The following is a 20,215-nucleotide window of genomic DNA, read 5'->3' as shown; positions in this document are numbered from 1 at the left end:
GCGCACTACGGTAGGCGGGGCAACGCGCCGGCCGATCTTGCCTATCGGTGCGGCCCTATCGCCGTCCAGGGGTCGTCACAAACGAATCATGTCTGTTACTTGTTAATTCACCTTTGATCAGTTTCGATCGGTACTATGGCCGTCGGCAAGGAGGAGTATGACCAACGTGGCCACGGGCGCATCACCTGCCGAAGACCAGGCCGAGCAGCAGAACGGCCGAGCCGCCGGCGCGCGCCGGCTCCGACGCGGCGGGCAGGCTGCCGGACGAGCGCCGCAACCGGCTGGTGGAGCTGTTGCGGCGGCGCGGCATCATGCGCGTGCACGACCTGGCCACCGAGCTGGCGGTGTCGGCGATCACCATCAGACGTGACATCACGCTCCTCGCCGAGGAGGGCGTCATCCGCCGGGTACGCGGCGGCGCCGCGCTCACCGAGCCGCCCGCGCCCGAGCCGCAGCCCGCCCGCGAGCCGTCGGAGGCCCCCGCGCAGCAGGGCGGCCCGCTCACGGTGGGCATGGTCGTCCCCTCGCTCGACTACTACTACCCCGACGTGATCCGCGGCGTCCGCGAGGCGGCGGCCGCCGCCGGGGTGCGGGTGGTGCTGCGCGGGGCCACGTACCAGGTGGCCGACGAGCGGCGCCAGCTCGCCTCGCTCATCGAGTCCGTCGGCGTGGACGGACTGCTGGTCGCGCCCACCACCGAGAGCGACGAGGGCGAGGAGCTGGTCCGCTGGCTGCACTCGGCCGGTGTGCCGGTGGTGCTGATCGAGCGGGCCGCGGCCGTCGGCCCCTACCGGGAGGCGATGGAGTCCGTGGTCAGCGACCACGCGCTCGGCGCGGCGATGGCCGTACGCCACCTGGCCGTGCTCGGTCACCGCCGGGTCGGCCTGATCACCACGATCAGCAGCCCCACGGCCCCGCACGTCCGCGCCGGGTGGCGGCTGGCCTGCGAGGAGCTGGGGCTGGAGATGGAGGGCACGCCCCAGGCCCGTACGGTGGACCGCCGCGACCCCGGCTGGGCACAGGCGCTCGACGACGTGCTCGACGCCTGCCTGGCCTCTCGCACCAGGGCGCTGCTCGTGCACTCGGACCCCGAGGCCATCTCGCTGGTCGAGCGGTGCCAGGACCGCGGCATCCGGGTGCCGGAGGACCTGGCGGTGGTCACGTACGACGACGAGGTGGCCGAGCTGTGCGACCCGCCGCTCACCGCGATCCGGCCGCCGAAGACCGACATCGGGCGCGCCGCGTTCACGCTGCTCCTCGAACGCCTGCGCAACCCCGACAGGCCCGCGCACCGCGTCGTGGTCGGGCCGCAGCTCATCGTCCGCCAGTCGTCGTCCTGACCCGCCTACCTCGGGGGCAGGCGGGTCAAGGGGAGCGGGTCAGGACGGCAGGGGAGCGGGGTCGAAGGCGTCGCTCGTGCCGTCCGGCCAGGTCACCAGGCAGCGCGGGCCGTCCCACGCCACGGCGGGCGGCTCGCCGGGCTCGGACGCGCCGAGGTGGATCGCCGCCGCGTACCAGACGCCCGTACGGGCGGGGCCGCGCGTCGCCCGCCACGGCACCAGCGTCCAGTGGGCGAGCGGCGAGGCGTCGTCCGCCGAGGTGACCCCGCCGGCGTCCAGCCCGGCCGCGTCCCACACCCCGGAGCAGGTCTTGCCGTTGCTCACCTGGGAAGCCCTGCTGTCCTCGTGCGGGCTGTCCTCGTGCGGGCTGTCCTCGTGCGGGCCGTCCGCCGGCAGCGGCCAGCCGCCGACCCGCAACCGCGCCGTCCCCTGAGAAGCCGCCCCATCACCGGAGGGATCGGGCTGTACGCGGACCAGCCGCACCTCCCACGCCCCGCGCAGCACCGACAGCACCTCCAGCCACGGCCCCGGCCGCACCTCGCCGGAGCGCCCGGAGCCGTGATCGGGGGCGTCCTCGTCGGGCTTCACCCAGTGCGCCCGCCACCGCGACCCGCCGACGACGGTCCCGGTGGCGAGCCGTTCCAGGCGGAGCGTGTCGAAGCCGGTCCTGTGGCTCGGCTCGCCGTCCTCCGACAGCAGCGTGACCGACTGGTCCAGGGGCCGGGCGGCGTGCGGGCCGGCGAGCAGGGGAGAGGTGGCGGTCGAGTAGCCCAGGCGGGCGTACAGCGGCGAGTCCGTCAGATGCGAGCCGGGATGCGAGTGGTCGGTGCCGTGGTTGACGACGCGTACGACGCCGTCGGCCCGCGTCCCGCTGACCAGCCAGCCCGGGGCGGGCAGGACGCGGCCGTAGTCGCCGCGCTCGACCGGCAGCGGCTCCTCCACCGCCGTCCACACCGGGTGGTCGGCGGGCAGGGTCAGGCCGAAGAGCCCCTTGGACGCCCAGTACGGCGACCCGGGCCCCGAGTACGACTGCGCGATCGGCCGCCACGGCCCGTGCCAGCCCAGCGTCAGCAGCCCGTCATCGCCGGGGGCGCCGTGGGAGACGAAGTGGCGGGCGATTCCGGACGCGGCCCGCCGCAGCAGCCCGGGCGAGGGCGTGTCGAGACCGTACCTGGCGCCGGTCCAGAACGGCACGGCCGCGGCGAACCGGTAGGTGAGGCTGCGCCCCTGGATGAGCGGCGAGCCGTCGGCGCCGACGAGGTGCACCGCGTCCTGCAGGTAGCGTTCGAGCCGCCGCAGGTAGACGGGGCGGCGGGACTCCGCCTCGGGGCTGCCCGCGGCCATCTCGGCCCAGAGCAGCGGGTAGAACTGCAGCGCCCACCCGGCGTAGTGGTCGTAGGAGCGCTCGTCGCCGTCGGCGTACCAGCCGTCCTGGCGGGCGAAGCCGTCGGTCAGCGCCAGCCCCGCCTCGATGTCCTCCGCCGAGTACGGCCCGCCGACCGACTTGAGGAACTGCTCGACGACGATCTGGAACCACACCCAGTTGATCGGCGGATACCACGAGCCGATGGCGGGCTTGAGGTAGTCGACGACCTGCTCCTGCACGACGGGATCGAGCCGGTCCCACAGCCAGGGCCTGGTCAGGTGCAGGACGAGCGCGAGCGAGGCGGCCTCGACCTTGGCCTGGTCGTGCTCGTCGAGCCGGACCCAGCGCTCGGGGGAGTGCGGGTCGGTCCCGGCGGCGATGCCGTCGGCGTACCACTCCATGAGGTTGAGCGGGTCTTCGCCGTTCTCGCCCGTGACGCGGAAGCCGGCGGCGAGGAACGTGCGGGCGAAGCCTTCGAGCGCGTCCACGTCGGGGCCGTAGCCGCCGGGCCGGCCGGGAAGGAGACCCTGGCGCGCCCCGGCGAGGTGTGGCGGCGGGCCGCCAGCAGCATGCGGTCGGCCAGATCTGCCCAGTGTGCGCGCGTCCACCCGGTGAACGGTGACAGCCGCGGGTCGTCCAGGGGCGGCATTCACGAGTCCCTTCGTGCCGGAACGATGTTTACGTAACCATCGATTCACGCGATGGTTACAGCGCCCCGGTTGCCCGTCAAGCGGTCACGAGCCCATCCGGCCGCTTTGTTGAGCAGTTGTGATCTAAGCCGAACGTTGATGATCGGATCGATTGGATTGCCTCTTGACTGTTTCGACATGCTCGCGCTTAACTCCATGGCAACGCCGACCGATCACAGATGAACGAAGCTGATCGTTTGCCGATCGGATCCATCCAGGCGCCCTTCTCTCGCCGTGCCGTCATGCGCGCGTGCCGAGACACCCCTGACGTCATCGCGTAACAAGGAGCATCAGGTTGAACAGCAGATTCCGCGTCGCCGGCCGGCCGAACGGGCACATGGGCGCGTCCCGATGACGCGACCCCAGGCCCTGCTGGTCATGAACCCGGACACCTACCGGCTGCAGTTCGGGCAGCGGCAGCTGCACCGGCTGCGCGAGATGGCCGAGCTGGGCGACCCGATCTGCGTCGACGACCTGGACACCCCCTCCGCACGGCGCCGCCTGCGGGAGAGCGAGGTGCTGCTGACCTCCTGGGGCTGCCCGCCGCTGACCACGGAACGGCTGGCCGACGCCCCTCGCCTGCGCGCCATCTTCCACTGCGCCGGCACCGTGCGCCCGTTCGTCACCGACGAGGTGTGGCGCCGCGGCATCGTGGTGACCAGCGCCGCCGACGCCAACGCCATCCCGGTCGCCGAGTTCACGCTCGCCGCGGTCATCTTCGCCGGCAAGAAGGCGCCGTTCCTCGCCCAGGACGCGCGCAAGCACCGCGACGACTGGTCCTACGCCTCACAGCGCGGCGAGCTGAGCAACCGCGGCCGCACGGTCGGCGTGGTCGGCTTCTCGCGGGTGGGCCGCCGGGTCGTCGAACGGCTGCGCAGCCTGGAGGTGGACGTGCTGGTCTCGGACCCGTACGCGGCGCAGGAAGAGGTGAGCGCCGCGGGCGGCCGCCTGGTCGAGCTGCCCGAGCTGCTGCGCCGCTGCCACGTGCTCACCCTGCACGTGCCCTCGCTGCCCGCCACCCGGCACCTCATCGGCGCCGCCGAGCTGGCCATGCTGCGCGACGGCGCGACCGTCATCAACACCGCGCGCGGCGCCGTGCTCGACACCGCCGCGCTGGAGCGCGAGTGCGCCTCCGGGCGGCTCGACGCCATCCTCGACGTCACCGACCCCGAGCCGCTGCCCGCCGAGTCGGTGCTGTACGAGCTGCCCAACGTCATGATCACCCCCCACATCGCCGGCTCGCTGGGCAGCGAGACCCGGCGCATGAGCGACAGCGCTCTCGACGAACTCGAACGCCACCTGGCCGGCCTGCCGCTGCGCACGGCCGTCACGCCGGACGAGTTCGCCGTCAGCGCCTGACCAACCCCCCTGCGACGGAGAGGAGACCGGATCAATGATCACGTCAGGCAAGGGCGGTGCGCGGCGGCAGGCGGTCAAGGGCCTGGCCCTGGCGGGCGCGCTCTCGCTCACCCTCGCGGCCTGCGGCTCGGGCGACCCCAGCCGGCCGACCCCAACGGCAAGATCACGCTGAGCGTCACGGTGTGGAACCTGGCCAAGACGCCCGAGTTCAAGGCGCTGTTCGACGCCTTCCAGCAGGCCAACCCGAACATCACCATCAAGCCGGTCGACATCCTCGCCGATGACTATCCGGAGAAGGTCACCACCATGCTGGCGGGCGGTGACAAGACCGACGTGATCACGATGAAGAACGTCACCGACTACTCCCGCTACTCCAGCCGCAACCAGCTCCTCGACCTCACCGACATGGTGAAGTCGACCGACACGAGCAAGCTCGCCGGCCTGGACGCCTTCGACGTCGGCGGCAAGTACTACGCGCTGCCGTACCGGCAGGACTTCTGGCTGCTCTACTACAACAAGACGCTGCTCGACAAGGCGGGCGTCAAGCTGCCCGAGCCGATGACCTGGGACGACTACGTCAAGATCGCCAAGCAGCTCACGTCGGGCGAGGGCGGCGACAAGGTCTACGGCGCCTACCACCACACCTGGCGCTCGGTCGTGCAGGCCGTCTCCGCCGCGCAGACCGGCGGCGATCAGCTCGGCGGCGACTACACGTTCTTTACCGACCAGTACAACGTGGCCAAGGGCCTCCAGGACGCCGGCGCCGTGCTCGACTTCGGCACCGCCAAGTCGCAGCAGGCCGACTACCGCACCCAGTTCGAGAGCGGCAAGACCGCGATGATGCCCATGGGCACCTGGTACATCTCCGGCATCCTCGAGGCCAAGGAGAAGGGCGCCACCGACGTCGAGTGGGGCCTTGCGCCCATGCCGCAGCGGCCCGGCGCCACCGGCGTCACCACGTTCGGCTCGCCGACCGCGTTCGCCGTCAACAAGCGCTCCGAACACGCCGACGCCGCCAAGAAGTTCGTCGAGTTCGCCGCGAGCAAGGCCGGCGCCGAGGCGATCACGAAGGTCGGCGTGGTGCCGGCGCTGCAGACGCCCGAGATCACCGAGGCGTACTTCGGGCTCAAGGGCATGCCGGAGGACGAGCTGTCGAAGAAGGCGTTCGAGCCCGACAAGGTCGTGCTGGAGATGCCGGTCAGCGAGCACACCTCCGACATCGACACGATCCTCAACGAGGAACACGAGCTGATCATGGTCGGCGACAAGTCGATCGCCGACGGCATCCGCTCCATGAACGAGCGCGTCAAGAGCGAAGTACTCAACTAGGGCGGTCGCGGGCCCGGGCCGCCGTCCGGGCCCTCCGGCGCCTCACGGAGAGTTCCGAAGGACACCATGACACAGGCAATGACGCGACCGCTGCCGCCGGCCGCACCGCCCCGCCGCCGACGCTCCTGGCGCAACATCCTCGTCGGCTGGAGCTTCATCCTCCCGAACTTCATCGGCTTCGCCCTGTTCACGCTCGTGCCGATGCTGGCCGCGTTCGCGCTGGCGTTCCTCGACTGGGACTCCTACAGCACCCCCGAATGGGTCGGGCTGGAGAACTTCGAGCGGCTGTGGCGCGACCAGAACTTCCACGTCGCGCTGCGCAACACGCTCTTCTACGCGGCCGGGCACATCCCGCTGACGCTGGCCGTCGCGCTCGGCCTGGCCATCGTCCTCGACAGGAAGATCCGCGGCGTGCAGTTCTTCCGCACCGCCGCGTTCTTCCCGTACATCACCTCGCTGGTCGCCGTCGCGGTCGTGTGGAACATGCTGTTCAACCCGACCGCGGGCCCGATCAACCAGTTCCTGGAGGCGATCGGCATCTCCGATCCGCCGCGCTGGGTGGCCAGTACCGACTGGGCGATGCCCGCCGTCATCATCACCAGCGTGTGGCGGGACATGGGCTACTACATGGTGCTCTACCTGGCCGGCCTGCAGACCATCCCGCGCGAGTACTACGAGGCCGCCAGGGTGGACGGCGCCGGCGCCTGGCAGCGCTTCTGGAACGTCACGCTGCCCTGCCTGCGGCCCACCACGTTCTTCGTCCTGGTCATGCTGACGATCCAGAGCTTCAAGGTGCTGGACCTGATCGTGGTGATGACCGACGGCGGCCCCGGGCGCAGCACGCTCGTGCTGGCCCAGCTCGTCTACCGCGAAGGCATCCGCGAGGGCCAGTTCGGCTACTCATCGGCCATCGCGCTGGTGCTGTTCCTCATCGTGCTGACGGTGACCGTCCTTCAGTTCCGACTCAACGAGCGCAGGAGCACGTCATGACCGCGCTGCCAGGAGCCGCCACCGAGGCGGGCGCCGGCGGCGGGCGCAGCCGCGCGCGGCGGCTGCTCCGCACCGTCCCCGCCTACATCGGCCTGATCGTGATCGCGGCGCTGGTGCTGGTGCCGTTCGCGTGGATGGTGTCGTCCTCCCTCAAACGCGACAACCAGGTCTTCTCGGTGCCGATCCAGTGGATCCCCGACGAGCTGCGCTGGCAGAACTTCGTGGAGATCTGGGAACGCATCCCGCTGCTCACCTACCTCGGCAACTCGGCGTTCCTGTCCGTCACGATCACCGCGCTGCAGGTGCTGACCGGCAGCTTCGCCGCCTACGGCTTCTCCAAGGTGCGCTTTCCCGGCAGGGACGGGTTGTTCCTCGCCTACATCGCGACCATCGCGGTGCCGTGGCAGGCGTACATGGTGCCGCAGTACATCATGATGCAGCGGGCCGAGCTGACCGACACGTTCTTGTCGATCATTCTGCTCCAGGCGTTCAGCGCGTTCGGCGTCTTCCTCATGCGGCAGTACTACATGTCGATCCCCGACGACCTGTGCGAGGCGGCGCGCATCGACGGGCTCAGCGAGTACGGCATCTACCGCCGCATCATGCTGCCGCTGTCGAAACCGGCGCTGGCCAGCCTGGCGCTGCTGACGTTCGTCAACACCTGGAACGACTACATGGGGCCGTTCATCTACCTGACCAGCAACGAGCTGTGGACGGTGCAGCTCGGCCTGCGCTCGTTCGTCGGCCAGTACGAGGCCGAGTACGCGATGATCATGACCGGCTCGGTGCTGTCGGTGCTGCCGATCCTGGTGATCTTCCTGTTCGGCCAGCGGTACTTCATCCGCGGCATCGCGACGAGCGGGCTCAAGGGATGAGCGCGCCGCGGAACGTCTCCGAGGGCGGCGGGGTCGCACGGCGGCTGCTGCGCCCCGCCCGCCAGGAGACCTACGAGAAGGTGTTCTCCACCGTCTACGTCGGCCTCATGACGAACGTGCTGCTGGCGATCTCCTGCGCGCCGCTGCTGTTCGCGCTGGCCGTCGTGCGCGACCCGCTGGCTTCGTGGCCGTTCTTCGGCGTGCTGTCGCTGCTGTGCGCGCCGGCGCTGACGGGCGCGTTCGGCTGCTTCGAGGCGCTGGACGAGGGCGGCACCGGCGTGCTGCGCGCGTTCTGGGGCGCCTACCGGCGGGCCTGGCGGCGCGCCCTGGCCGTGTGGGCGGCGGCGGGGACGGCGGTCGCGGTGCTCGCGGTGGACGCGGCGGCCGTGGCGGGCACCGGCTGGGGCCCGGCCCTGGTGCCGTTCTTCTGCACCGCCGCCGCGCTGGTGATCTCGGTGGCGTTCGCGCTGCTGACGCTGGCCGGCGAGCCCGGCACGCGGCTGCGCTCCCTGGTGCTGCCCTGCCTGTTCCTGGTCGCCCGCCGCTGGTACCTGGCGGCGGCGACCCTCGTCGTGCTCGGCCTCGCCGTCGCGGTCGTCCTGGTCAAGCCGGTGGCCGGCCTGCTCCTGCTGGCCTCCCCGCTGCTGTACGCGGCCTGGGCGACCATGCGGTACGTCGTCGCGCCGGCCCGCTGAGGAGGCGTGGCGTACGGCCGCTCCTTCGGGCCGCCGTGGTATCACGAGAATCATGAAGAATCTTGCGGGCGCGGGCATCTGGAGCACGCAACTGAGGCACGGTGACCCGGGAGAGGCCGCCGAAGCGGCCGCCGAGCTGGAGGAACTCGGGTTCACCGCCTTGTGGATACCCGACGTCGGAGGGCCGGTGTTCGAGGCGGTCGAGCGGCTGCTGTCGGCCACCCGGCAGGCGACGATCGCCACCGGCATCCTGAACCTGTGGATGCACACCGCCGAGGAGACCGCCGCCTCGCATGCGTCGCTGTCGGCCGCGCACGGCGACCGGTTCCTGCTCGGCATCGGGGTCAGCCACGCCCCGCTCATCGACTCGACCGAGCCCGGCCGCTACCGCCGCCCGCTCGCCGCCATGTCGGCCTTCCTCGACGGGCTCGACACCGCCGAGCGGCCCGTACGGCCCGGCGACCGGGTGCTCGCCGCGCTCGGTCCCAAGATGCTGGAGCTGGCCAAGGAGCGTTCGCGCGGCGCCCACCCGTACCTCGTCACCGTCGACCACACCCGCCAGGCCCGCGAGGCGCTGGGCGCGGGCCCGCTGCTGCTGCCCGAGCAGACCGCGATCCTGTGCTCCAGCCGCGACGAGGCGCGCGCCATCGGCACCGACTGGCTGCGCGGCTACCTGTCCCTGCCCAACTACGCCAACAACCTGCTGCGGCTCGGCTTCTCCCAGGAGGACCTGGAGACCGTCAGCGACCGGCTGTTCGACGCGCTCATCGCCTGGGGCGACGAGGAGGCCGTCAAGCGCCGGGTGGACGAGCACCGCGCGGCAGGCGCCGACCACGTGACCGTCCAGGTGCTCACCGACGACCCCAAGGGCTTCCCGCGCGATGAGTGGCGCAGGCTCGGCCCGGCGCTGAACGGCTAGAGCGGACTCTGCGGGCCGCCCGCCTCCCGGAGCGGTGCCCGACGCGCTCGGCGCGCTGCGGTCCGCACCCGCCTACCACTGGTCACCGCGGGACGACAGCCTCTCATAATGGGGAAAACCGTCGCACCGCCGTCGTCAGCAGAGACCTGGAGGCGAGCCGCCTTGTACCTCATGCGCATCGGAGCCCCCGGCGCCGAGAAGCCCGTCGTCCGCGTCGACGACACCCGCTACGTCGACGTCTCCGACGTCACCCCCGACTTCGACGAGCGCTTCTTCGCGGCGGGCGGCCCCGCATCCATCGCCTCCGTGGTCGATGAGCGCATCGCCCGCGGCGACGTACGCGAGTTCGCCGGCGAACGCGTCGGCGCGCCCATCGCCCGGCCGCACCAGATCCTGTGCATCGGGCTCAACTACAGCGACCACGCCGCCGAGACCGGACAGGCGGTGCCGAAGGAGCCGATCCTGTTCACCAAGTCGCCGAACACGCTCGTCGGCCCGTACGACGACGTGCGCATCCCGCGCGGCGCCACCAAGACCGACTGGGAGGTGGAGCTGGGCATCGTCATCGGCCGCCGCACCTCCTACCTCGACTCGGTCGAGGAGGCCAGGGACGCGATCGCCGGCTACTGCGTGGTCAACGACGTCAGCGAGCGCTCCTTCCAGATGGAGCGCGGCGGGCAGTGGAGCAAGGGCAAGTCGGCCGAGACGTTCAACCCGGCAGGGCCCTGGCTGGTCACCCCCGACGAGATCCCCGACGTGCGCGACCTCGGCATGTGGCTGAACGTCAACGGCGTGCGCCGCCAGACCGGCAACACCAAGACCATGATCTTCGACCCGTACGTGATCGTGCACCACCTGAGCCAGTTCATGGTCCTGGAGCCCGGCGACCTCATCGACACCGGCACCCCGCCCGGCGTCGGCATGGGCCACGACCCGCAGATCTGGCTCCAGCCCGGCGACGTCATGGAGCTGGGCATCGACGGCCTGGGCAGCCAGCGGCAGACCGTCGTCGGACCCCGCTAGATGCGCGCCCTGGTGCTCACCGGGCCGGGCAAGGCCGAGGTCCAGGACGTCGAGCCGCCGCACGCCGCGCCCGGCGAGGTCGTGGTGGACGTCGAGCGGGCCGGCGTGTGCGGCACCGACGTCGAGCTGTTCACCGGCCGGATGAGCTACCTGAGCACCGGGCGCGCCTGGTACCCGCTGCGGCCGGGCCACGAGTGGTGCGGCCGGGTCAGCGCCGTCGGCGACGGCGTGGACCCCGCCTGGCTCGGCCGCCGCGTCACCGGCGACACCATGCTCGGCTGCGGCCGGTGCGCGCGCTGCCTGGCCGGGCGGCACCACGTGTGCGCCGACCTCGCCGAGATCGGCATCAGCAGGGGCCGCCCCGGCGCGCTCGCCGAGCGGCTCCCCGTACCGGCCGCCGCGCTGCACGCCCTGCCCGACGACCTGGACCCCGCGCTCGGCGCGCTGGTCGAGCCGGGCGGCAACGCGCTGCGCGCCGTACGCGCCGCCGCGCTCGGCTCGGGGGAGCGGCTGCTCGTCCTCGGCACCGGCACCATCGGCCTGCTCGCCGCGCTGTTCGCGCGCGCCCAGAGCGTCGAGGTCCACCTGCTCGGCCGCGACCCCGCCCAGCTCGGCCTGGCCACCGATCTCGGCTTCTCCGGCGTCTGGACCCGCGCCGAGCTGCCCGGCCTGCCCTGGCACGCGGTCATCGACGCCTCCACCGCGCCCGAGCTGCCCGGGCTCGCCCTCGACCTGGTCGAGCCGGGCGGCCGCGCCGTCTACATCGGCCTCGCACCGGACCCGTCCACGGTCGACACCCGTGACCTGGTGCTGAAGGACGTGACGGCAGTCGGTATTCTCGGCGGTTCAGCCGGACTCGACGGGGCCGCCGCGGCCTACGCCAACGGCTCGGTGGACGCCCGGCCGCTGGTCGCCGCCACGATCGGGCTCGCCGAGACCGCCGAGGCGCTGGCCGGGCGCCGCCCCGAAGGCCCAGGACCCAAGATCCACATCGACCCGCGACGCTAAGGAAGCACCCATCGTGATCGACCAGCCGGACCCCGCACTCCTCGCCGCGGTCGAGGCCGCCGTGCCGGGGATCGCCCGGACGAGGGCGAGCGACCGGCTCGGCCTGGCCCACGACGCCTCCCACTACCTGCTCACCCCGCAGGCCGTCCTGGTGCCGCGGGACACCGCCCAGGTCGCCGCGCTGCTCAAGGCCGGGCTGCCGATCACGTTCCGCTCCGGCGGCACCAGCCTCAGCGGGCAGGGCGTCAGCGACAAGCTGCTGGTCGACACCCGCCGTCACTTCCGCGGCATCGAGGTGCTCGACGACGGCGCCCGCGTACGCGTCCAGCCCGGCGCCGTGCTCCGGCAGGTCAACGCCAGACTCGCCCCCTACGGCCGCAAGCTCGGCCCCGACCCCGCCAGCGAGTCGGCCTGCACCATCGGCGGCGTCGTCGCCAACAACTCCAGCGGCATGACCTGCGGCACGCACGCCAACACGTACCGGACGCTCGCATCCATGACGCTCGTGCTGCCCAGCGGCACCGTCATCGACACCGGCGCGCCCGACGCCGACGAGCGGCTGCGCGCGCTCGAACCCGCGCTCTTCGAGGGCCTGGCCCGCCTGCGCGACCGCGTGCGCGGCAACCCCGAGTCCGTGCGCCGCATCCAGGCCCAGTTCTCGCTGAAGAACACCATGGGCTACGGCCTCAACAGCTTCCTCGACCACGACACGCCCGCCCAGATCCTCGCCCACCTGGTCATCGGCAGCGAGGGCACGCTCGGGTTCGTCGCCGAGGCCGTCTTCCGCACCGTGCCCGCGCACCGCCTGGCCGCCACCGGCCTGCTCGTCTTCCCCGCGCTGCGCGAGGCCATGGCCGCCATGCCCGCGCTGGTCGCCGCCGAGCCCGCCGCCGTCGAGCTGCTCGACGCCGAGTCCCTGCGCGTCGCCCAGACCGACCCCAAGGCCGACGACGTGCTGCGCACGCTCGCCGTCCAGGACCACGCCGCGCTGCTCATCGAGTGGCAGGAGTCCGACGCCGACCTGCTCGCCGAGCGCGAGCGCGCCGCCGAGCGGGCGTTCGCCGAGCTGCGCCTCGCCGTGCCCGCCAGGCTCAGCCGCGACCCCGGCGGCCGGGCCGGGCTCTGGCACATCCGCAAGGGCCTGTACGCCGCCGTCGCCGGAGCCCGCCCCAGCGGCACCACCGCCCTGCTCGAAGACGTCGCCGTCCCCGTGGCCGCACTGGCCGACCTGTGCGACGACCTCACCGCCCTGTTCGCCGCCCACCGCTACGAACGCAGCGTCATCTTCGGCCACGCCAAGGACGGCAACCTGCACTTCATGATCAACGAGCGGTTCGGCACCGAGCTCGACCGCTACGCCGCCTTCACCGAGGACATGGTGGCGGCCGTGCTCGATCGTGGCGGCACGCTCAAGGCCGAGCACGGCACCGGCCGCGTCATGGCCCCGTTCGTCCGCCGCCAGTACGGCGACGAGCTGTACGAGGTGATGCGCGAGGTCAAGCGCCTGTGCGACCCGGCCGGCACGCTCAACCCCGGCGTCGTGCTCACCGATGACGACGAGGCCCACCTGCGCGACCTCAAACGGGTCGTCAGCGTCGAGCCCGAGGTGGACCGCTGCGTCGAGTGCGGCTACTGCGAGCCCGTCTGCCCCAGCCGCGACCTGACCACCACGCCCCGGCAGCGCATCGTGCTGCGCCGCGAGCTGGCCGCCGCCCGCGCCGCCGGCGACCACGCGCTCGCCCGCGAGCTGGAGTCCGAGTACGGCTACGACGCCGTCGACACCTGCGCCGTGGACGGCATGTGCGCCACCGCCTGCCCCGTCCTCATCAACACCGGCGACCTCACCAAGCGGCTGCGCGCCGAGCGGCACGGCCGCCTGGTGAACAAGGGCTGGGCGTCGGCCGCCCGCCACTGGGACGGCGTCACCCGGGCCATGAACCTCGCACTCGACACCGCCGCCGTCGCCCCCGCCCCGCTGTCCGAGGCCGCCGCCCGTGCCGCGCGGCGGGTGGCCGGAGCGGACGCGGTGCCGCAGTGGTCGCGCGACCTGCCCAAGGGCGGCGCCCGCCGCCGTCCCCGCCCGTCGCGCCGGCCCGCCGCGATCTACCTGCCGTCCTGCCTGAACACGATGTTCGCGCCCGCCGCCGGTGGGCCCGGCGTGATGACCGCGTTCCAGCGGCTCGCCGCCCGCGCCGGAGTCGAGCTGCTCGTCCCGGAGGGGATCGCGAGCCTGTGCTGCGGCACGCCGTGGTCGTCCAAGGGGTACGGCGACGGCCACGCCACGATGGCGGAGCAGGTCCGCACGGCCCTCGGCCGCCTGGGCTTGGCCGGGGACACCGTGCCGGACGGAGGTTCGGCCGGTGACGCGGCGCAGGACGGTGGCCCGGCCGGTGACACGGCTCCGGGCGCTCCGGCTCTGGGCGCCGCGGGCGGGGAGCGCATCCCGGTCGTCAGCGACGCCGCCTCCTGTACGGAGGGCTTCCGCCACCTGCTCCCCGGCGTCGAGGTGCTCGACGCGGTCGCCTACACCGCCGAGCACCTCCTGCCCCGCCTGACCGTCAAGCGCCGCCTGCCGAACCTGGCCCTGCACCCCACCTGCTCGTCCACCCGCCTCGGCCTCGACGCCGCCATCACGCGGCTCGCCGAGGCGATCGCCGAGAAGGTGGTCGTGCCGGAGGGCTGGCAGTGCTGCGCCTTCGCCGGCGACCGCGGCCTGCTCCACCCCGAGCTGACCGCCTCGGCCACCCGCGCGGAGGCCGTCGCCGTCCAGGCCTCAGGCTGCACCGCGCACGCCTCGGTCAACCGCACGTGCGAGCTCGGCATGACCCGCGCCACTGGCAGGACGTACCATCACCTGCTCGAATACCTCGACCGCGCCACCGCCTGACGTGCGGCCGCCTGACGGGCCACCGCCTGATGCGCCACCCGCCCCCCTGACGTGCGGCCGCTTGTGCGGTGGAGCGTCAGGTGACGAACCGGAACAGCGGGCTGGACGGATCGATCTGCTCGATGCGGTGCGGCGCGGCCTCCATGCGCTTCAGCAGCGCCGGCAGGTCGTCGGGGCTGGACAGCTCGATGCCCACCAGCGCGGGGCCGGTCTCGCGGTTGTTGCGCTTGACGTACTCGAACAGCGTGATGTCGTCGTTGGGGCCGAGCACCTCGTCGAGGAAGCGGCGCAGCGCCCCCGGCTCCTGCGGGAACTCGACCAGGAAGTAGTGCTTGCGCTCCTCGTGGACGAGGGCGCGCTCGACGACCTCGGCGTACCGGCTGACGTCGTTGTTGCCGCCGGACAGCACGCAGATCACCGTGGCGCCCGCCGGGATGCCGGTCAGCGCGGGCGTGCGCAGCACGGCGGTGGCCAGCGCGCCCGCGGGCTCGGCGATGATGCCGTCGGTCTGGTACAGCGCCAGCATCTCGCTGCACACCTGACCCTCGGGGACCGACACGAGGTCCACGCCGGAGCTCACGATGATCGGGTACGTGACGTCGCCTACCCGGCGCACGGCGGCGCCGTCGACGAACGTGTCGATCGCGTCCAGCGTGACCGGACCTCCGGCCGCGACGGCGGCGGCCACGCAGGCGGCCCCGGCCGGCTCGACGCCGATCACCCGGGTGCCGGGATGCCGCTCGCGCAGCCAGGCCAGCGAACCGGCCAGCAGCCCGCCACCGCCCACCGGGACCACGACGACGTCCGGCGTCCTGCCGAGCTGCTCGACCGCCTCGCGCAGCACCGTGCCCTGCCCCGCGATCGTGCGTACGTCGTCGAACGCCGGAACCAGCGTCGCCCCCGTCGCCGCGGCGTCGGCCTTCGCCGCCGCGGACGCCTCGTCGTACGTCTCGCCGCCCAGCACGATCTCGATCATGTCGCCGCCGAGCGCGGCGATGCGGTCCCGCTTCTGCCTGGGCGTCAGGCGCGGCAGGTAGACCCGGCCGCGCACGCCCAGCGCCGAGCAGGCGTACGCGACCCCCTGGGCGTGGTTGCCCGCGCTGGCCGCGACCACCCCGGCCGCCCGCGCCGCCTCGCCGAGCTGCGCGATCAGGTTGAACGCCCCGCGCACCTTGTACGAGCGCACGGTCTGCAGATCCTCGCGCTTGAGCCAGATCTCGGCCCCGGTCATCTGGGACAGGCGCGGGTTCCGCTCGAGCGGCGTCGTCGCCACGATCCCCGCCAGCCGCCCGGCTGCCGCATCCACATCGGCGGCACGGACGGCAGCCGCGGGGGACCACGTCACAGTAGCGGCCTGTGCTACGGCGATGGTGGCGTTGGCTGCGGACGCCGCCGCGGCGGATGCGTCCTCACGTGAATCACTCACGTCACATTTCCCCTTGATTGCGTATATGTCGATGCCGGAACCCCCGCCGGCCAGGCAACGCGCGTGGATCCCAGGGCAGCGCGGTGAAAGCCTGCTCTCAGGTTCTTAGTGCATCGAACCCGCCCGGCCAAATCGCCGGATCCCGGTAGGCCGGTTATCGGAGGGAATCGGGGGCGACACGGTCCGTCAAGCGGCCTGAAGCGACCCCGCAAGTCGCCTGAAATCAGCCGACGTCCCCCGTAAGCCGCTTGAAATCGCCTCAATGCACAGTAATGCCATCTCACGAACGCCCCCAGCCGAAAAGGATCGCCGCCATGACGCTCGCCCGGACCCTCGCACTGGCCACAGCCGCTCTCGCCACCGCCGCCACCGCGGCCGCGTTCGCTCCCGCCACCGCCGCCACCACGGCCGGGACCGCCACGGAGATCACCGCCTCGGCCGGCACCTCGGCCAAGTCCTGGGGCGCCTACTACGCTCCCCGGCGCGCCGCCAAGGCGCTGGGCACGCTGACCATCACCGGCGAGGACCACGCCACCCTGCCCACGGCCGACTTCGTCCGGATCTCCGGCAAGGTGTACGACAACACCCGCCGCTCCTCCTGCGGCTGGGCCCTCTTCCGCATCACGTACCGCGACGGCGACCAGCTTCCGTTCCGCGAGCGCTGGGTGCGCGACTGCACCTACGGCAGCCCCACCCGCTTCTCGTTCCGCCAGAGCGACGTGTACCAGATCGAGCTCAAGGTCTGCTCCGAGCCCCGCGCCTCCCGCCCTTCGGCGAACTGCCGGTACGGCGGCACCTGGAAGACCCTCTACCTGTCGAAGTGAGCCCCTTATACGGGCCCGGCCCCGGCGCACCGGGACAACGGACCGTCCGCCATGGAGGGGAGACGAACGCCTCCGGCCGGTGCCGTCGAGACGAGGTGCCGATAAGGGTCATCGTTCACGGCCGGTTGTGAGCCGGGCGCGGCGATGACCGGGCGGCGCGGCCACCGCGACAACGACGTCGGGGTGGCCGCGCCGCCCATGTACCGTTCCACGGCGATGGCCGGGGTCCCGGCGGGGGAGCCTTAGCACTGGTACGTGCTGGTGCGCGAGGCCGGTTCACTCTCATGCCATATGGCGGTGCACCGGCGGAAACGCCGAAATCTCGCCACATGATGGGGCAATGACTCACCCTTCACCACCGGACCCGTGGGGTCCGCAAGCGCCTGGGCAGCCGGAGCCGGGACGGCGCGAGCACGGCCGCCCTCCGTACGGGCGCCCGGCCACGCCCACCCAGCGCCACCCGGGCACGGACCACGCAGGCTACGGTGACCACGAGTTAGGGACCACCGATCACGGCGTCCAGGGACCGGCACCCGCCGGCAACGGCCCCCACGCGAGCCAGGGCAGCCCGCCACCCGGCTTCGGAGCACGGCGGGGCCGCCACAGCCAGCCCGGCCCACCGGACGACGGCTACCCCTACAGTCCGCAGGACTCGTACACCCCCGGGTCCGGGCCTCACGCGTCTTACGACCCTCCGGAGCCGTACGGTCGTCTGCCCGCATACGGCCCCTCGTACGGCGACCAGACCGCCCACCGCGAACAGGACGCCTACGGCGACAGGAGCGCCTGCGCAGAGCAGGCCGCCTACGCCGATCGGAACGTCTACGGCGACCGGGACGTCTACGGCGAGCAGGACCCGTACAACGGTCTCCACGCCTCCTATGGCGGCCGCCAGGACGACCATGGTCCCCTGAGCCCTCCGTACCTGCACGGAGGCGGCAACGGCCACTACGACCCGTACACCCACCAGCGCCACCAGGCAGGGTACGACCACCTGACACCCGCCACGCTCGACCCGCCTCGAAAGCGCGGCAAGACCATGGTCATCGCGCTCTCGGCCGCCCTCGGCGTGCTGCTCCTCGGCGGCGGCACGGTCGGCGCGGTCTCGTACGTCAAGTCCTCGAACGGCACACCCGCGGCCCTGCCGAGCGGCGGCGGCACCTCGCCACCGACGACCGCGCCGTGGCCGTCGGACGAGCCGGCCGAGGCCGACGCGGGCGGCGGCCTTCCGCCCTCGGCCGGCGCTTCACCGAAGGGCGAGCCGTCGGCGGCAGGGGAACCGTCCGGAAGGCCGTCAGCGGAAGAGGTGCCGTCGGGCGAGCCGACCGGCCCCGCCACGAGGCCGTCACCGTCCTCCTCGGCCGCCCAGCCCGGCTCGCCCATCGCCCACACCGAGTTCGACGACTGGAAGTTCACCGTCTCGGGCGTCACGTTCGACGCGAACAAGGTCGGCGGCTGGACGTACGACACGTGCGAGCCGGTGGACGCCCAGGGCCTGCTGGAGAAGAACGACTGCCGGCGCGCCGTCCAGCTCGCCTACTCCGCCTACCGGGGCCACCTCAAGGCGGTGCAGGTGATGCTGGAGTTCCCGTCGGTCAAGGCGGCCACGACGGCGGCCACTCAGATGGCCGAGTCCAAGACCGACACCGTCAACATCCGCAGGGACATGGCCCTGCCGACCTTCGAGTACGGCAAGGTCAGAACGAACCCGGCCAAGAAGTACGTGGTGGTCACCATCGTCACCGCCGACAAGACCGCCAAGGCGAAGGCCGACGATTTCCACCTCTACATGCAGGCGGACTCGGTCAGCTACTTCCTGCTGCGCGACGTGACGATCACGAGCTGACGGGGGCGACGACCGGCCTGTCTCGGGGGAGAGTGAAAACGGGAGAAAAGCGGGGGCGCAGGGCGGGCGCGGCTGAGGTGGCGGCCCTGCGCCGGCGCGGTACGCCCGCACCTCATGTCCTGAAAATCGGCGAATAAATGAGTAGAAGACGGTTTGTCAGTGGTCGCCTCGGGCACGGGTGAGTAATGAACTGGAGGTGACCAGGATGGAACTGGGAATTGCCCTGTCGATTCCCATGGAGAAGGCGTCCGTAACCCTGACCCGAAATGTGGTCGATGTCGCGCTGCGGCGCTGCGGCGTCTCGCCGGACGCTCGTCAGGATATCGGGCTGGCGCTGACGGAGGCCTGCACGAACGCCGTCCGCCATTCGGACACGAAGCGTGAATACCAGGTGGACGCGGCTCTGCGCCACAATCGGTGCGTCGTCGAAGTGACCGATCACGGTGCGGGTTTCGTCATGCCCGACGCGCTGCCCAGTGTGCCGCTGGACGCGGAGGGCGGGCGCGGCCTGATGTTGATGTACGCGCTGACCGATCTCGTGGAGATTCACCGGCATCGCGGAGACGGGATGACCGTGCATTTCGAGAAGAATCTGGACGGCGCGCTTACCGGATGACGCGAAAAGCTGAGGGGAAAGCACAGGGAAAGCGGCGGGCGGGAGGGTCGCACGTTTCGGGCCGGGGCGTACGTGGGCATGACGCTACTCACCGTACGCGGCCGATCCGGACTCGCCGTATGCGTCGATCCAGCTCACCGTACGCGCGCCGGTGTGGACTCACCGTACGGGCCGATCCGCCAGTAACCCCCGTCACCCGGGAGCGTCGCCGCATGAAACAGCACGCCGAACTGAAGGACTTCTGGGAGCAGCGCCTGCACGCCGACTGGACGGAGAGCGGGGTCGGCTACCAGCGGCTGGGGCTGGCGTTCAACACGTGGATGTACCGGGTGCGCGGCGAGGTGTTCCGCCGCGAGGTGGGGGCGCTCGGCCTCGACCTGTCGTCGTCCCGCGTGCTCGACGTGGGCTCGGGCACCGGCTTCTACCTGCGGCAGTGGCGCGCGCTCGGCGCGAAGTCGGTCACCGGATCCGACCTGACCGCCGCCGCCGCCGAACGCCTGCGCGACCGCTTCCCCGGCACCGAGATCCTCCGGCTCGACATCGCCGATCCCGGCGAAACGCTCGAACCCGGCTCGTTCGACGCGGTCTCGGCCATGGACATGCTGTTCCACATCACCGACGACGAGCGGTACCGCTCCGCGCTGCGTTCCATCGCCCGCGCCCTGCGGCCCGGCGGTACGTTCGTGCTGTCGGAGAATTTCCTGCACCGGCCGGAGCAGCGCGGCGACCATCAGGTCAACCACACGCTCACCTGGATCACCGGCGCGCTCGGCGACGCCGGGTTCGACGTCGTACGCCGCGTGCCGATGCTCGTCCTCATGAACGCTCAGGTGGACGCCAACCCCGTGTGGCGCAAGCTCTGGGGCGGCCTGCTGCGGGCCGTCACCCTCACGGAGACCACCGGCGAGATCGCGGGCGGGCTGCTCGCGCTGGCGGAGCGGCGGCTGGTCCGCGTCCTGCGCGAGAGCCCCACGACCGAGCTGATGATCTGCCGCCGCCGCTGAGGATCCGAAGGCTGTGTGC

18 protein-coding genes are annotated in these 20,215 nt (G+C 72.0%); 15 read left to right on the top strand and 3 right to left on the bottom strand.

Annotation, left to right across the window (positions count from 1 at the left end; translation table 11 throughout):
• Nucleotides 1-181: 181 nt before the first annotated feature.
• Nucleotides 182-313, bottom strand: a complete 132-nt coding sequence (locus ACFMQL_RS40435; protein ID WP_378790032.1) for a hypothetical protein — start codon at nucleotides 311-313, stop codon at nucleotides 182-184.
• Here ACFMQL_RS40435 and ACFMQL_RS40430 point away from each other — a divergent pair.
• Nucleotides 312-1,340, top strand: a complete 1,029-nt coding sequence (locus ACFMQL_RS40430) for a substrate-binding domain-containing protein (protein ID WP_378790030.1) — start codon at nucleotides 312-314, stop codon at nucleotides 1,338-1,340. The genes ACFMQL_RS40435 and ACFMQL_RS40430 overlap by 2 nt on opposite strands.
• Before the next feature lie 39 nt (nucleotides 1,341-1,379).
• Here ACFMQL_RS40430 and ACFMQL_RS40425 read toward each other — a convergent pair whose 3' ends face one another.
• On the bottom strand, nucleotides 1,380-3,194 hold the full coding sequence (locus tag ACFMQL_RS40425; RefSeq protein ID WP_378790028.1) for a DUF2264 domain-containing protein: 1,815 nt from the start codon (nucleotides 3,192-3,194) through the stop codon (nucleotides 1,380-1,382).
• Between the two features lie 552 nt (nucleotides 3,195-3,746).
• On the opposite strand from ACFMQL_RS40425, the gene ACFMQL_RS40420 reads away from it, so the two are divergent.
• From ACFMQL_RS40420 to ACFMQL_RS40375, 10 genes are all read left to right on the top strand, one after another.
• Nucleotides 3,747-4,754: a hydroxyacid dehydrogenase gene (locus ACFMQL_RS40420; protein ID WP_364065196.1), complete on the top strand. Its 1,008-nt coding sequence runs from the start codon at nucleotides 3,747-3,749 to the stop codon at nucleotides 4,752-4,754.
• A 34-nt stretch (nucleotides 4,755-4,788) separates the two neighbouring features.
• Entirely contained in the window at nucleotides 4,789-4,926 is a 138-nt protein-coding gene (locus ACFMQL_RS40415) for a hypothetical protein (protein ID WP_378790026.1), read from the top strand.
• A gap of 8 nt (nucleotides 4,927-4,934) precedes the next feature.
• A complete protein-coding gene (locus tag ACFMQL_RS40410) occupies nucleotides 4,935-6,083 on the top strand; it encodes an ABC transporter substrate-binding protein (protein WP_378790025.1) in 1,149 nt (382 codons plus the stop codon).
• 78 nt (nucleotides 6,084-6,161) lie between these two features.
• Nucleotides 6,162-7,073, top strand: coding sequence for a sugar ABC transporter permease (locus tag ACFMQL_RS40405; RefSeq protein ID WP_364065191.1), 912 nt, complete (start codon nucleotides 6,162-6,164; stop codon nucleotides 7,071-7,073).
• Entirely contained in the window at nucleotides 7,070-7,948 is an 879-nt protein-coding gene (locus ACFMQL_RS40400) for a carbohydrate ABC transporter permease (protein WP_378790022.1), read from the top strand. The genes ACFMQL_RS40405 and ACFMQL_RS40400 overlap by 4 nt, the downstream gene beginning before the upstream one ends.
• Nucleotides 7,945-8,643 (top strand): hypothetical protein, encoded by a 699-nt coding sequence (locus ACFMQL_RS40395; RefSeq protein ID WP_364065187.1) that lies wholly within the window; start codon nucleotides 7,945-7,947, stop codon nucleotides 8,641-8,643. The genes ACFMQL_RS40400 and ACFMQL_RS40395 overlap by 4 nt, the downstream gene beginning before the upstream one ends.
• A gap of 52 nt (nucleotides 8,644-8,695) precedes the next feature.
• Entirely contained in the window at nucleotides 8,696-9,562 is an 867-nt protein-coding gene (locus tag ACFMQL_RS40390) for an LLM class F420-dependent oxidoreductase (protein ID WP_364065184.1), read from the top strand.
• 171 nt (nucleotides 9,563-9,733) lie between these two features.
• Nucleotides 9,734-10,585: a fumarylacetoacetate hydrolase family protein gene (locus tag ACFMQL_RS40385; RefSeq protein ID WP_378790020.1), complete on the top strand. Its 852-nt coding sequence runs from the start codon at nucleotides 9,734-9,736 to the stop codon at nucleotides 10,583-10,585.
• Nucleotides 10,586-11,593: a zinc-binding dehydrogenase gene (locus ACFMQL_RS40380; RefSeq protein WP_378790018.1), complete on the top strand. Its 1,008-nt coding sequence runs from the start codon at nucleotides 10,586-10,588 to the stop codon at nucleotides 11,591-11,593.
• A gap of 13 nt (nucleotides 11,594-11,606) precedes the next feature.
• Nucleotides 11,607-14,480: an FAD-binding and (Fe-S)-binding domain-containing protein gene (locus tag ACFMQL_RS40375; protein ID WP_364065176.1), complete on the top strand. Its 2,874-nt coding sequence runs from the start codon at nucleotides 11,607-11,609 to the stop codon at nucleotides 14,478-14,480.
• Nucleotides 14,481-14,556: 76 nt separating this feature from the next.
• Here the strand turns inward: ACFMQL_RS40375 and ilvA are convergent, their stop codons facing one another.
• The gene (ilvA, locus tag ACFMQL_RS40370) at nucleotides 14,557-15,906 is read right to left on the bottom strand and encodes a threonine ammonia-lyase IlvA (RefSeq protein ID WP_378790016.1); all 1,350 of its coding nucleotides are present in this window, start codon (nucleotides 15,904-15,906) and stop codon (nucleotides 14,557-14,559) included.
• A gap of 314 nt (nucleotides 15,907-16,220) precedes the next feature.
• Between ilvA and ACFMQL_RS40365 the strand changes: the two genes are divergently transcribed.
• From ACFMQL_RS40365 to ACFMQL_RS40350, 4 genes are all read left to right on the top strand, one after another.
• Nucleotides 16,221-16,730 carry a hypothetical protein gene (locus tag ACFMQL_RS40365; protein ID WP_378790014.1) on the top strand — a complete coding sequence of 170 codons (510 nt, stop codon included), beginning with the start codon at nucleotides 16,221-16,223 and terminating at the stop codon, nucleotides 16,728-16,730.
• A 340-nt stretch (nucleotides 16,731-17,070) separates the two neighbouring features.
• Nucleotides 17,071-18,576: a hypothetical protein gene (locus ACFMQL_RS40360; RefSeq protein ID WP_378790013.1), complete on the top strand. Its 1,506-nt coding sequence runs from the start codon at nucleotides 17,071-17,073 to the stop codon at nucleotides 18,574-18,576.
• A gap of 205 nt (nucleotides 18,577-18,781) precedes the next feature.
• On the top strand, nucleotides 18,782-19,192 hold the full coding sequence (locus ACFMQL_RS40355) for an ATP-binding protein (RefSeq protein ID WP_364065164.1): 411 nt from the start codon (nucleotides 18,782-18,784) through the stop codon (nucleotides 19,190-19,192).
• Nucleotides 19,193-19,404: 212 nt separating this feature from the next.
• Nucleotides 19,405-20,196: a class I SAM-dependent methyltransferase gene (locus ACFMQL_RS40350; protein WP_364065161.1), complete on the top strand. Its 792-nt coding sequence runs from the start codon at nucleotides 19,405-19,407 to the stop codon at nucleotides 20,194-20,196.
• The last annotated feature ends 19 nt before the right edge of the window (nucleotides 20,197-20,215 follow it).

It is taken from the genome of Nonomuraea fastidiosa, assembly GCF_042751225.1.
GTDB classification, from domain to species: Bacteria; Actinomycetota; Actinomycetes; order Streptosporangiales; family Streptosporangiaceae; genus Nonomuraea; species Nonomuraea fastidiosa.
Note: the sequence above shows the minus strand (reverse complement) of the source record. Positions and strands in the feature narration are given on the sequence as shown.

Bases quoted from the DNA above. Each gene is read 5' to 3' on its own strand.
- ACFMQL_RS40430 (WP_378790030.1), top strand. From the start codon at position 312: ATGCGCGTGCACGACCTGGCCACCGAGCTGGCGGTGTCGGCGATCACC.
- ACFMQL_RS40365 (WP_378790014.1), top strand. From the start codon at position 16,221: ATGACGCTCGCCCGGACCCTCGCACTGGCCACAGCCGCTCTCGCCACC.
- ACFMQL_RS40355 (WP_364065164.1), top strand. From the start codon at position 18,782: ATGGAACTGGGAATTGCCCTGTCGATTCCCATGGAGAAGGCGTCCGTA.
- ACFMQL_RS40360 (WP_378790013.1), top strand. From the start codon at position 17,071: ATGACTCACCCTTCACCACCGGACCCGTGGGGTCCGCAAGCGCCTGGG.
- ACFMQL_RS40400 (WP_378790022.1), top strand. From the start codon at position 7,070: ATGACCGCGCTGCCAGGAGCCGCCACCGAGGCGGGCGCCGGCGGCGGG.
- ACFMQL_RS40350 (WP_364065161.1), top strand. From the start codon at position 19,405: ATGAAACAGCACGCCGAACTGAAGGACTTCTGGGAGCAGCGCCTGCAC.
- ACFMQL_RS40405 (WP_364065191.1), top strand. From the start codon at position 6,162: ATGACGCGACCGCTGCCGCCGGCCGCACCGCCCCGCCGCCGACGCTCC.
- ACFMQL_RS40415 (WP_378790026.1), top strand. From the start codon at position 4,789: ATGATCACGTCAGGCAAGGGCGGTGCGCGGCGGCAGGCGGTCAAGGGC.
- ACFMQL_RS40420 (WP_364065196.1), top strand. From the start codon at position 3,747: ATGACGCGACCCCAGGCCCTGCTGGTCATGAACCCGGACACCTACCGG.
- ACFMQL_RS40395 (WP_364065187.1), top strand. From the start codon at position 7,945: ATGAGCGCGCCGCGGAACGTCTCCGAGGGCGGCGGGGTCGCACGGCGG.
- ACFMQL_RS40385 (WP_378790020.1), top strand. From the start codon at position 9,734: ATGCGCATCGGAGCCCCCGGCGCCGAGAAGCCCGTCGTCCGCGTCGAC.
- ACFMQL_RS40390 (WP_364065184.1), top strand. From the start codon at position 8,696: ATGAAGAATCTTGCGGGCGCGGGCATCTGGAGCACGCAACTGAGGCAC.
- ACFMQL_RS40435 (WP_378790032.1), bottom strand. From the start codon at position 313: ATGATGCCGCGCCGCCGCAACAGCTCCACCAGCCGGTTGCGGCGCTCG.
- ACFMQL_RS40380 (WP_378790018.1), top strand. From the start codon at position 10,586: ATGCGCGCCCTGGTGCTCACCGGGCCGGGCAAGGCCGAGGTCCAGGAC.